7 protein-coding genes are annotated in these 12,649 nt (G+C 73.0%); all 7 read left to right on the forward strand.

Features of this window, described 5'->3' with window-relative positions:
* The first annotated feature begins 4 nt into the window (after positions 1-4).
* The 7 genes from AB0K05_RS23215 (at position 5) to AB0K05_RS23245 (ending at position 12,645) form a co-directional block, all read left to right on the forward strand.
* Positions 5-1,066 (forward strand): ABC transporter substrate-binding protein, encoded by a 1,062-nt coding sequence (locus tag AB0K05_RS23215; RefSeq protein WP_187280948.1) that lies wholly within the window; start codon positions 5-7, stop codon positions 1,064-1,066.
* A gap of 101 nt (positions 1,067-1,167) precedes the next feature.
* Complete coding sequence (locus tag AB0K05_RS23220) at positions 1,168-1,944, forward strand: methyltransferase domain-containing protein (RefSeq protein WP_219543998.1); 777 nt, start codon at positions 1,168-1,170, stop codon at positions 1,942-1,944.
* 169 nt (positions 1,945-2,113) lie between these two features.
* Positions 2,114-4,936: a hypothetical protein gene (locus tag AB0K05_RS23225; protein WP_364231528.1), complete on the forward strand. Its 2,823-nt coding sequence runs from the start codon at positions 2,114-2,116 to the stop codon at positions 4,934-4,936.
* Between the two features lie 4 nt (positions 4,937-4,940).
* Entirely contained in the window at positions 4,941-6,761 is a 1,821-nt protein-coding gene (locus AB0K05_RS23230) for a UvrD-helicase domain-containing protein (protein WP_364231530.1), read from the forward strand.
* A 47-nt stretch (positions 6,762-6,808) separates the two neighbouring features.
* On the forward strand, positions 6,809-8,650 hold the full coding sequence (locus AB0K05_RS23235) for a sigma factor-like helix-turn-helix DNA-binding protein (RefSeq protein WP_148029236.1): 1,842 nt from the start codon (positions 6,809-6,811) through the stop codon (positions 8,648-8,650).
* 16 nt (positions 8,651-8,666) lie between these two features.
* A complete protein-coding gene (locus AB0K05_RS23240; protein ID WP_271276302.1) occupies positions 8,667-9,872 on the forward strand; it encodes a cysteine--tRNA ligase in 1,206 nt (401 codons plus the stop codon).
* 247 nt (positions 9,873-10,119) lie between these two features.
* Positions 10,120-12,645: a penicillin acylase family protein gene (locus tag AB0K05_RS23245; RefSeq protein WP_364231533.1), complete on the forward strand. Its 2,526-nt coding sequence runs from the start codon at positions 10,120-10,122 to the stop codon at positions 12,643-12,645.
* Positions 12,646-12,649: the final 4 nt, after the last annotated feature.

Raw genomic sequence — 12,649 nt, forward strand, 5'->3', positions numbered from 1 at the left:
TTGTGTGACCGTACGTACCTGCGCCGCCGTAGCCGCCATCCTCGCCAGCGCCGGATGCGGCGCGTCGCCGTCCGCTGAGCAGCCCGGCTCCGGGCCTCCCGTCAACGTCCATGCCGCCTCGCTCAAAGAGGGCTTCGGCACCATGGAACGGCTGGTCCAGGCGGCCCAGAAGGAGGGCACGCTCACCGTCGTCGGGCTCCCCCGCGACTGGGCGAACTACGGCGAGATCATCGACGCCTTCGCCGAGGAGTACGGCATCGAGGTCAAGCAGCTCGAACCGGGGGCCAGCAGCCGCCGGGCGCTCGACACCGCCGCCAAGCTCAAGCCCGACGTGTTCGACCTCACCCTGGAGGAGGCGGTGGGCGCCGGCGGGCGGTTCGCGCCGTACAAGGTTCAGGGCTGGCTCGACGTGCCCGACCACGTCAAGGATCCGGCCGGCGCCTGGTACGCCGCCTACGGCGGCTACATGTCCATCGGGTACGACCCCCGCGCGGTGCCCGCCCCCGCCTCCTTCGCCGATCTGGCCAAGCCCGGATACAAGGTGGCGCTCGACGGCGACCCGCTGCGCTCCCAGGCGGCGTTCTCCGGCGTGATGGCCGCCTCCCTGCGGGCCGGCTCGCCGCAGCCGCAGCAGGGGGTGGCGCTGTTCGCCCGGCTCAAGCAGGCCGGGCAGCTCACCAGTCCGGCCTCCGCCAACACCGTCGTGACCTGGGACCACGTCAACGCCGCCCGCGAGGCCCGTGACTCGGCCGCCTGGAAGGTGGTGATCCCGAGGGACGCGCCGCTCGGCGCCTTCCACGTGCAGGCGATCGACAAGGCCGCGCCGCACCCCGCCGCCGCCCGGCTGTGGCAGGAGTTCCTCTTCTCCGACCAGGGCCAGAACCTGTTCCAGAAGGGGTGGACGCGACCGGCGCGGGGCGAGGCGATGCTCATGCGCGGCACGCTCGACACCGAGCAGGCGAGCAAGCTGCCGAAGGCTCCCGGGCCGCCCGTGCTGCTGACGATCCCGCAGACCGACGCCGGGAAGACCTACGTGAAGAAACAGTGGGCAAAAAGCACGGGGTGATACCGGTGTGATCAGGTATGTCGCTGCGACAAACTGGCTCTAAAGTGAACCGACACTACGGCCACGGGGGCCCGATGTCTCACGATTGAGAGCTGATCGTCTTGCGATATGACACACCGGGCCTGGAGCGGTGGAACAGTCGCGCCTACGACAGCAGCTTCGGCTACGTCTCCACCCAGGGCGCGCCGCTGGTGGACCTGCTCGACCCGCAGCCGGGTGAGCGCGTCCTGGACCTCGGCTGCGGCACCGGCGTGCTGACCGCCCAGATCGCCTTCCGCGGCGCCGAGGTGCTGGGGATCGACGGGTCCTCCGCCATGATCGAGAAGGCGCTCGCGCAGTATCCGGGCATGAACTTCATCGTCGGCGACGCGCACGACTTCACCGTGGCCCGCCCGTACGACGCCGTCTTCTCCAACGCCGCGCTGCACTGGATGAGCCGGGACCCCGACGCCGTGATCGCCAGCGTGCGGGAGGCGCTGCTGCCCGGGGGGCGGTTCGTCGCCGAGATGGGCGGGGCCGGCAACTGCGCCGAACTGACCACGGCGATGCTGACCGCCTGGCGCGAGCACGGGCTGCGCGAGCCCGAGCTGCCGTGGTACTTCCCCTCCCCCGCCGAGTACGCCCGGCGGCTGGAGTCCGAGGGTTTCGTCGTGCGGCTGCTGGAGTACTTCGACCGGCCCACGCCCCTGGAGGAGTGCCCTGGAGGGGCCGCCGACTGGGTGAGGATGTTCGCGTCCTCGGCGCTCGACGGGCTGGCTCCCGGCCTCGTGGATCCCCTGCTCCGGCGGGTGAACGAGCTCGCGGCGCCCGCGCTGCGCCGGGAGTCCGGCTGGATGGCCGACTACGTGCGCCTACGGTTTGCCGCCGTTCGGCGCTGATGCGTAGTGCAGGATGCGTAGGGCTGTTTTGCCGGACTATGGTCTCTTCAGTGGGTGGCGCGATGATGGCACCGCGACACGGCGTCGCATGGCCCGCGACGGCACGGCGGCGTGAGGGGCTGGTGAACGGAACGGGATGAATTTCTGCCTGAGCGACCTCGTACCACCGTTGAGGTGGAGCGACACGTCCACGATCACGCTGCTCACCGGGCAGCCGGGGCTGCCGGACGCCTGGTGGCGCAGCCTGCCCATGCCGCGGGTGCTCGCGGCCATCGGGCCCGAGTCGCTGGGTGAGCTGCTCACCGAGATCGCCATCGAGCACTGGCCCGCGGCCGCCGTGGGTGACGTGCTGCCGGCGCTGCACATGCTGGACCCGGACGAGGCCGACGAGCCGCACGTGGCGATCGCGCTCGACCGGGCCGGGTCGTGGCCCGGGCTGCTGGCGCTCACCAGCCGGGAGCTGAGGGACCAGCCCTTCGTCCAGGCCCGGCCGGTGCTGACGGCGCTGTTCTCCGCCGCCCTGGTGCGTCTGTCGCCGTCGTCCGGCGCCGCCCCGGGCGAGGGGACCGCCCGGCCGCTCGTGCGCGAGTCCGCAGAGGAACCCGCGTCCCTCCTCGCCGAACAGCCGGTGGACGAACCCGCGCCCCTCCCGCACAGCGCCACCCCCAGGGAACTCACCCCCGTCGACAGCGCGGCCGAAAACGACCTCCAGGGCGACCCCGCGCAAAAGGACCGAACGCCTCACGGGGACCTCGCCCTTGACGAGGACCGGACGCCTCGCTCGGACCTCGCCCCCGAGCGGGACCATGCGCCTCACGCGGCCCTCAGCCGCGACGAGGACCGGACGCCTCGCGGGGACCGCACCCCAGAAGAGGGCCCCGGCAAGGACCGCGCTTCCGAGAAGGACCGGGCGCCTCGCGCGGGGCTCAGCCCCGATGAGGACCGCGCCTCCGGCGAAGAGCACGACCTCGCGGCCCGTACGGACGGCGACACCGCCGATGACGAGCGACCCGAGGCGGAGGTCCCCGCGTCCCACAGGGAGCTCGCCTCCGTAGACGGCGACACCGCCGACGAAGAGCATCCCGAGGCGGCGCAGGTCCCCACGTCCCACAAGGAGCTCGCCTCCGTAGACGGCGACACCGCCGACGAAGAGCATCCCGAGGCGGCGCAGGTCCCCACGTCCCACAAGGAGCTCGCCTCCATAGACGGCGACGCCCCCGACGGGACGGAAACCCCCGAAGAGGACCTCCAGGGCGACCCCGCACAGGAGCCCCGAGCGCCTCGCGAGGGCCGCGCCCTCGACGAGGACGGGGCTCCTCGTCCGGGCCTCGCCTCCGACAAGGACCGAGCGCCTGGCGCGGACCTCGCGCCCGACGAGGGCCGAGCGCCTGGCGCATACCTCGGGCCCGACGAGGGCCGAGCGCCTAACGCGAACCTCAGCCCCGACGAAGAGCAGGCGGCTCGCGCGGACCTCAGCCCCGACGAGGACCAGGCGCCTCGCACGGACCTCGGCTCCGACGAAGAGCAGGCGGCTCGCACGGACCTCGGCTCCGACGAAGGGCGCGACTCCGTCGAGGGGCGCGTCTCCGATGAGCGCGGCTCCGGTGAAGAGGGTGTGGCGGGGCGCGAGCTTGCTCCTGTTGGCGCCGATCTTCAGGACGGTGACACCGCCGATGACGAGCGGCCCGAGGCTGCCGAGGAAGGTGGCGACTCCGGTGGGGCGGAGACGCCGGAAGGCCGCCGGGAGGATGAGGCTGAGGAGGGCGTCGCGCCGGGGTTCTTCGCTGTGCAGGGCTCGGATGGGCGGCAGGAGGAGGCCGGTGGGGAACCGGTGGAGGCCGCCCCTGGGGCTCCGGAGGAAGACTCGGATCTGCCGCAGCTCATAGAGGCCGCGTTCGCCCATCTTGACGACAAGAGCTGGGCGGTCGCCCAGAACCGGGTGTTCACCGACCAGCCGTCGGCCGTGGACCAGCTCGCCAAGCTGTTCGCCGTGGCCCCCGCCGAGATCACCGCCACCGAGGACCGGCTGCGCGCCATGCTCGACGAGTGGCTGGTCAGCGACGAGGCCGCCCCGTACCGGGCGCACCTGGAGGAGCTGCGGGAGAAGATCGGCCCGTCCGCTCCCAAGGAGCGCCTGATCAAGGCCGCCGACTGGCACGGCAAGGAGATCAAGGCGCTGGAGGTGCCCGCCTGGCAGTTCGTGCTCGCCACGCTGCCCGACCGGCCGCTGCCGCAGCGCTCGCCGGCGTCGCCGTCGGCGTTCAGCGCGCCGTACGGCAAGCTGCCCGAGCCGCCGCCCCCCGCCTTCGCCCCCAAGCCAGCCCCGAAACCAGTACCGAAGCCGGTCCAGAAGCCGGCCCCGACGGGGCTGCCGCCGGGGTTCATGCCGCCCGATCCGGTGCCGTCGCAGTTCCAGGCGTTCGCCCCGGCGGTGCCGGTGCAGAGCGAGGAGAACGGCGCGGCCGGCAAGCCGTACCAGCCGCTGAAGGACGTCTCGCAGACCAGGCGCTGCTTCCGGCAGCCCGACGGCCGGTGGTGGCTGCGCGTGGACGTGACGGCCGAGCAGCTGAGCGGCGGCGAGTGCCCGCTGCCGACCGGGTTCGCCGCGTACCTGGGGCTCTCGCCGGGCGAGAGCAAGGCGGCCAGGAGCGCCGCGGGCGAGCTGACCATGACCTGGCACGGCCGGCCGGTGCTGGAGTCGATCGACAGGCTGCTGGCGGACGTCGGCGCGAAGGAGGGTGGTCACCTGTTCCTCACGCTGTCGGACGAGGGCGTGCTCCGGGCCCGGCACCTGCCGGTCGCCGCGGCCGGCGCGGAGAAGATCACCAAGGCGCTCCGCCTGGTCGGCTACACGGCCCCGGGCGGCACCCGCGACCAGGCGGCGCGGGTGATCGCGACGAGGATCGGCATGACGGGCCCGGTGAAGCTGCCGGACCTGCTCACCAGGCTCCGCGAGCGCGGGGACCGCGACCTTCTCCAACTCCTGGACTGATGCGGTGCCGCGGCTCGCGATCGGCCCTGAGGTTCCCAGGGAACTCGGCGCACTGGCACAGCCGGTGCGCCGAGACGCCGTGGTCGCGCTGCGGCGGTTCCTGCTGAACGTGTCGGGCGCCCCGCATCCCGAGTCGGTCAGGGGCGCCAGGGACCCCCGGGTGGCGACTCTCCGGCTCGCCGGGGGGCACCGGGGGGTGGTGGTGCGCCGGCGGGACGTCTACTGGCTGCGCACCGTGCTGCCCGACCCCGAGGCCTGGTCGTACGCCGCACGGCACCGGTACGGGATCAACCCGGTGCTCGGCGTGGTCGAGGAGTGGGACGCCGAGGCGCTGGAGCGGGTCGAGCCCGCGTTACGCCGGTCGGCGGGCGTCGCGAGGCTGTTCGACCCGATCTGCGACGGCGACCTGCTGGCCCTCGGCATCGACGTGCACGCGCTGCCGCTGGTCCGGCTCATCACCACCGAGGCGGACGTGGCCGCGCTCGAGCCGCTGCTGCCGCCCACCCAGTACGTTCCGCTGGCGGTGCTGGCCAGGGGCGGCACGCTGGCCGAGGCGTGGCGGGAGCTGGACGGCTGCCGCGCCTTCGACGAGGACCCCGAGGAACCGGTCGACGCCGAGGACCTCCACCAGGCGCTGCTGCGCAGCCCCGACCGGGCCGCGTTCGCCGCCGACAAGACGGAGCTGGACCGGCTGCTGACGGCGCCCGAGTGGTGCGTGTTCCCGCATCCGCCGCAGCACCGGCTGTCCAGGGCCCGTTACGACCATCCGGTGCTGGTGGTGGGCGGGGCCGGGACCGGCAAGACGGTGCTCGCGCTGCGCCGCGCCGCTCACCTGGCCGCGCACGGCAGCGGGCCGGTGCTGCTGGTGACGTTCTCCCAGGGGCTCTGCGACGAGCTGACCGGCCGGCTGGACCAGCTCGTCCAGGACGAGCCGATGCGCAAGCGCATCGAGGTGGACAACCCGGAGCGGCTGGCGATGCGCATCGTGGCCCAGGTGGAGGGCCGCCGCCCGGCGCTGGTCGGGCCGGGCGCGCGGACCATGGACGAGCTGATCGACGAGGCGCTCCGGCTGCTGTCGAGGACCACGGGAGATCTGCTCGACGACGTCGAACCCGGGCGCAAACCGTACCGGCACATCGTGGTGGACGAGGCGCAGGACGTCAGCCCCGCGCAGTGGCGGCTGCTGCGGGCGGCGGCGCCGCGCGCGGCGGACGACCTGTTCATCGTCGGCGACCCGCACCAGCGCGTCACCGACACACGGGTCGCGCTCGGCGCGGTCGGCATCCCGGCCGTCCAGTACACGCTCAAGGTCTCGCACCGGCTGCCGCAGGAGCTGCTGACGTTCGCGGTCCGGCTGCGCGGCGGCGGGCCCGCCGACGGGCTGGTCAAGGGCATGTCGGCGCTGTACGGGTTCCGGTCGGGGCGGTTCGGGCCGCGGCCGGTGGTCCGCGCGTACGAAAGCGAGGAGGCGGAGCTGGCCGGCCTGGAGCGCACCGTCGCCGACTGGCTCGACGAGGGCGTGCCCGCCGACCGGATCGCGGTCGGGGCGCGCAACCAGGGGCTGGTACGGGCCGCCAAGCGGGTGTTGCGGGACGTTCCGGTACGGGTGTCGACGTTCGCCAACCTCAAGGGGCTGGAGTTCGACAGGGTGGCGCTCATCGGCGTGGCCGAGGGGGTCGTGCCGGAGCGCCCTCCCGACGATCCGGGCGCCCGGGCCCGCGCGCTGCAACGGGAACGGAGCATGCTGTTCGTGGCGTGCACCCGGGCCCGGACGATGCTCTACATTTCGCATTCCGGAAGAGGTAGCCCTTTTCTGTCCTTCTGATCACATAGTCTGAACTGCGGATATCTATCGTTGCCGGTTGGACCCCAATGAACCTCAGTCTGAGCGACATCGCGCCACCACTGCGCTGGACCGCACCTGGCCAGATCGCACCGATCGCGGAGGAGCCACAGCTGCCCGAGGCATGGTGGCAGGCGATCCCGCTCGACCGGGCGTGCGCCATCGTGGGCACGCAGGTCGTGGCGGGCCGCCTCGCCGACCTCGCCGTGGCCTTCTGGGGGCATCTGGTGCTGGGCGACATCTTGCCGCTGCTGCGCTTCTCCGACCCCGCCGAGGCCGAGCGGACACCCGAGACGCTCGGCAAGGACGTGGTGCAGAAGCTGTTCGGCGGCGTGCTCGACCGGCTGCTCGAACCCGCGGCCGCGGTCGCCGCGCCCGTCCAGCAGGACAAGCCGCTGCCTGAGCTGGTCGACGCCCTGTTCGCGGCGCTCGACGAGCGGCAGCGGGCCATCGCCCGCGACCGGCTGTACGCGGCCGACCGGGCCACCCTGGACGAGCTGGCCCAGCGCTTCTCGGTGACCAGGGAGCGGATCCGGCAGATCGAGCGCGACCTGCGCGACCACGTGGAGCTGTGGCTCGCGGGGCCGGAGGCGGCGGCGCTGGTCGCGCACGTCACCTGGCTGCGCGGCCGGCTCGGCTCGGCCGCGCCCGCCGACGACCTGACGGCGGCCGTGCCGTGGCACCGCGCCGAGCTGCGCACGCTGGGCATCCCGGCCTGGCGGTTCGTGCGCACGCTGCTGACGGGCTACGAGCAGACCGACGGCTGGCTGATCGCGGGCGGCGCCGACGACCTGCGCGAGAAGACCCGCCAGTTGTTCGCCGACGGGCCGCACCCGCTCGCCGAGGCGGTGACCATGGTGACCCAGCTCGGCGTCCGCGAGGACGTGGCCGAACGGTGGATACTCGCCGTGCCGCAGCTGCGGGTGCTCGACGGGCACGTGGTGCCGTGGCCGCGCAGCATCAACGACAAGGCGGAGGCGGTGCTGGCCGTCTCCGGGAAGCCGATGTCCCCGGAGGAGATCCAGGAACGCATCGGCGAGGACTACAGCCTCGTCGGCATCCGCAACCAGCTCACCGCCGACGACCGGTTCCTGCGGCTCGACAGGAACAAGTACGGCCTGACCCGCTGGGGCGGCGACCAGTACCTGGGCATCCGGGAGATGATCGTCAGGGAGATCGAGCGGGCCGGCGGCGAGGCCCCGGTCAGCACGATCGTGGCCAACCTGACCTCCCGCTACGACGTCAGCGAGAGCTCGGTGCGCGCCTACTCGGGCGGTCCCGGGTTCGAGCGCAGCCAGCGCGGCTGGATCCGGGTGGCGGGCACCTCGCCCTCCGGGGAGGCGGGCGCGTACCAGCCGCGCAAGGACGTCTCGGAGACCCGGCGCAGCTTCCGCAGCCGCGACGGGCGCTGGTGGCACCGGGTGGACGTGAACGCCGAGCACCTGCGCGGCTCCGGCTCGCCGCTGCCGACCGGGTTCGCCGCGCACCTGGGCATGGCGCCGGGCGGGTCGCTCACCGCCTCGACGCCCTCGGGCGACGTGGTCATCAGCTGGCACAACCAGCCGACGATGGGCTCGATACGCAACGTACTCGCCGACTTCAAGGCCAGCGAGGGCGACCACGTGTTCCTCACCGTCTCCGACGGCGGGGAGCTGCTCACCCGCTACCTGCCGGCCGCCCCTCCCGGGATGCCCGCGCTCAACCGGGCCCTCTACCTCATCGGCTACACCGCGCCGGTGAACTCCGAGCTGGAGGGGCTGCGGCTGATCGGCGCGCGGGTGGGGCTGCCCGAGACCGCCACCCGCGAGGAGGTCCTCGCCCGGCTGCGCGAGCGGGGTGACCGCGACATCCTCGGCTTCCTGGGGAGATGACGGCTAGGGTCGAGGCATGCTGCGGATCTACGACACGCTGACCGGGCAGGTCGAGGAGATCGCGCCCGCCCGGGGGCTGCGGATGTACGCCTGCGCGCCGCCCGTCCACCGCCGGGCGGACCTCGGCGACCTGCGCCCGGCGCTGCTGTCCGATCTGATCCGCCGGGTCCTGGAACGGCATCGGGTGCGCATGGTGGTCTGCCTGGGCGTCGACGACGTGGGCTGCCCGGTGGAGAGCGCTCGGGCGTACGAGGAGGCGTCCGCCCGCGACGCGGCGGCGCTCAACCTGCGCTCGCCCGAGCTGTCCCCGCGCGCCGCCGAGCACGCCGGCGAGGTGGTCGAGCTGGTCGCCGCGCTGGTCGAGCGCGGTCACGCGTACGCGGCCGACGGCGGCTGGGTGTTCTTCGACTCCGCCGGCTCTCCCTCGTACGGCGAGCTGTCCGGGGAGAAGGACCCGAACGGCGGGGATGGATTCCCCCACGACGGGGAGCGGTCCCCGCACGACGGCGGGGATGGATTCCCCCACGACGGGCCGGAGCGGCGGCGCCCGGCCGACTGGGTGCTGTGGCGGCCCGCGGACGGCGAGGCGGCCTGGGACTCGCCGTGGGGGCGCGGAGTGCCCGGCCCGCACGTCGCGTGCTCGGCGATGTCGTCGCGGCGGCTGGGCGACCGGGTCGACATCCAGACCGGCGGCACCGAGCTGATCTTCCCGCACCACGAGGCCATGCGCGCCCAGTCGGACGCGGCGGCCGGGCACGAGGTGGTCCGCCGCTGGGCGCACAGCGCAGGGCTGGCGCCGGGCGGCAGTGCGCCCGGTCCCGACGGGGTGACGCCCGGCGACGGGCCGCGGGAGCTCGCCGAAGTGGCGGAGGCCGGGCTCGACCCGCTGGCGGTGCGGCTGGCGTTCCTGCAGCACCACTACCGCGGCCCGCTGGACCTCACCTGGGACGTCCTGCGCGCCGCCGACGGCACCCTGCGCCGCCTGCGCGCCCGGGTGGCCGAATGGTCGGAGTCGCCGAGCGCGCCGATGGCCGCCGCGTACGTCCGGCGGGCCGAGTCCGCGCTGGACGACGACCTCGACACCCCGGCCGCGCTGCGTGTCCTGGAGGAGCTGGAGCGCGACGACTCGGTGCCGCCGGGCGCGAAGTTCGAGTCGTTCCTGCACCTGGACCACGTCCTGGCTCTCGACCTGCCCGCCGACATCGGCAAGCCCCGGCCCTGAGCGGGCGGCCCGTCGCGGTGTGAGGTCGGGCGGACGGCATGGCAGGAGCCGTCCGCCCGGGATGGCGCCGTCCTGGTGCGGGGGTGTGGACGGTAGCGCGCCAAGCGAAACGATAGGCAGATCTCGGGTTGCATCTGGGTTGCGAGGTACCTCCCGGTGCGTGGAGGAAAACGCGGTGTGACGGCGGCGAGAGGAGTCGGCGAGGACTGCCACACTGGGTGCCAGCGCGGGGAGTATGGAGGTTTTCGTGAGGTTGAGGCCGTACGCGTGGATGCCGGGGCCGCTGCGGTGGTTCGCGCGGGTGGTTACCGTTCTCCTGGCGATCGCGCTGGTGCTCGCGGCGGTGCTCGTGGTCACCGTGCGGCAGTCGTTCCCGCAGGTGGAGGGTACGGTGCGGCTCCCCGGCTTAACCGGGAATGTGGAGATTTATCGTGATAAATACGGAATCCCGCACATCTACGCCGACACCGCCGAAGACCTCTTCATGGCCCAGGGCTTCGTGCACGCCCAGGACCGCTACTGGGAGATGGACTTCCGCCGCCATGTGACCGCCGGCAGGCTCTCCGAGCTGTTCGGCGCGACGACCCTCGACAGCGACAAGGCCATCAGGACCATGGGCTGGCGCAAGGTGGCCGAGCAGGAGCTGCCCGAGCTGACCGAGCGCACCAGGCGCTTCCTCGACTCCTACGCCAAGGGCGTGAACTCCTGGACCGCCGCCAACCCCAACGCCTCCGACCGCAGTCTCGAATACTCGATTCTCAAGGCGCAGAACGGCGCCTACGACCCCGAGCCGTGGACCCCGCTCGACTCCGTCGCCTGGCTCAAGGCCATGGCCTGGGACCTCCGCTCCAACCTCGAGGACGAGATCGACCGCGCCCTGGCGCTCACCGCGCTGCCGCCGGAGCGGGTGGCCCAGCTCTACCCCGGCTATCCGTACGACGAGCACGAGCCGATCGTCACCCGGGGCACGATCGACCGGGAGCGCTTCGACCAGACCGCCGAGCCGCGCACCCGGCAGGACACGCGGACCGGCGCGCGGGCCCTCGCCCAGGCGGCGCGGGCGCTCGACGCGGTGCCCAGCACGATCGGCGCGACGGACCGGGAGGGCATCGGCTCCAACTCGTGGGTGGTCTCCGGCGAGCACACGAAGAGCGGCAAGCCGCTCCTGGCCAACGACCCGCACCTGTCGGCGCAGCTGCCCTCGGTCTGGTACCAGGTGGGCCTGCACTGCCGCGTGCCGAGCGAGGCGTGCCCGTACGACGTGACCGGGTTCTCGTTCTCGGGCGTCCCCGGTGTGATCATCGGGCACACCGACAAGATCGCCTGGGGGTTCACCAACCTGGGTCCCGACGTGGCCGACCTGTTCCTGGAGAAGGTCGACGGCGACACGTACCTCTACCAGGGCGAGCAGGTCCCGCTGGAGACCCGTCAGGAGCGGATCGAGGTGGCGGGCGGCGCCCCGGTCACCATCACCGTGCGCAGCACCCTGCACGGGCCGCTGGTCAACGAGGTCATGGGCGCGGTGGAACCGAGCGGCGAGGCCAACGCGGTGGCCCTGTCGTGGACCGCTCTCATGCCCGGCCGGACCGTCGACGCGATCTTCGAGCTGAACCAGGCGGGCGACTGGCACGAGTTCCGGGCGGCGGCCGCGCTCTTCGAGGTGCCCGCGCAGAACCTGGTCTACGCCGACACCTCGGGCACCATCGGCTACCAGGCGCCCGGCCGCATCCCCGTGCGCAAGTCGGGCGACGGCACCGTGCCCGTGCCCGGCTGGACCGGCGAGTACGACTGGAACACCGCGCCCATCCCGTACGACCAGCTTCCGTCGGTGCGCAACCCGGCGGAGGGGTTCGTCGTCACGGCCAACAACGCCGTCATCGACCCCCGGCGCTACCGGCCGCACCTGACGGAGGACTGGTCGTACGGATACCGCTCGCAGCGCATCCTCGACCTGCTGCGCGAGGAGATCGGCAAGGGTCAGGTGGACGCCGCGACGATGGCGCGCGTCCAGCGGGACGACCGCAACCTGTTCGCCGGGACCCTGGTGCCCTCGCTGATGGCCGTGGACCTGGCCGGGCCCGCCAAGGAGGCCCGCGGGCTGCTCGACGGCTGGAACGGCGCCCAGGACGCGGGATCGGCCGCCGCGGCGTACTTCAACGCGGTCTGGCGGCACCTGCTGGAGCTGACCTTCCACGACGAGCTGCCGGAGGGCGCCAGGCCGAACGGGGGCGACCGCTGGTACGAGGTCGTCGCCGGGCTCCTGCGCGACCCCGACGACCCGTACTGGGACGACACCCGCACCGAGGGGATCACCGAGCGGCGCGATGACATCCTGCGCCAGGCCATGGCCTCGGCCTTCCAGGAGCTGTCGGAGCTGCTCGGCGACGACGTGAAGGCGTGGCGCTGGGGCGACCTGCACGGGCTGAAGCTCACCCACGGCTCGCTCGGCACCTCGGGGATCGCGCCGATCGAGGCGCTGTTCAACCGGGGGCCGCTGGCCTCGGCGGGCGGCAAGGACGCGGTGAACGCCACCGGCTGGAACGTGCTGGAGGGGTACGCGGTCACGACGGTGCCGTCCATGCGCATGGTCGTGGACCTGGGTGACCTGGACGAGTCGCGGTGGATCAACCTGACGGGCGCGTCGGGGCACGCCTTCCACGAGAACTACTGGGACCAGGCGGAGCTGTGGGCCAGGGGCGAGATGCTGCCGATGCGCTCGGACGCGGGCTCGGTGACCAAGGCCGCCGTGCACACGCTCCGGCTCCGCCCCTGACCGT

It is taken from the genome of Nonomuraea sp. NPDC049486 (genome assembly GCF_040676925.1).
GTDB classification, from domain to species: domain Bacteria; phylum Actinomycetota; class Actinomycetes; order Streptosporangiales; family Streptosporangiaceae; genus Nonomuraea; species Nonomuraea ferruginea.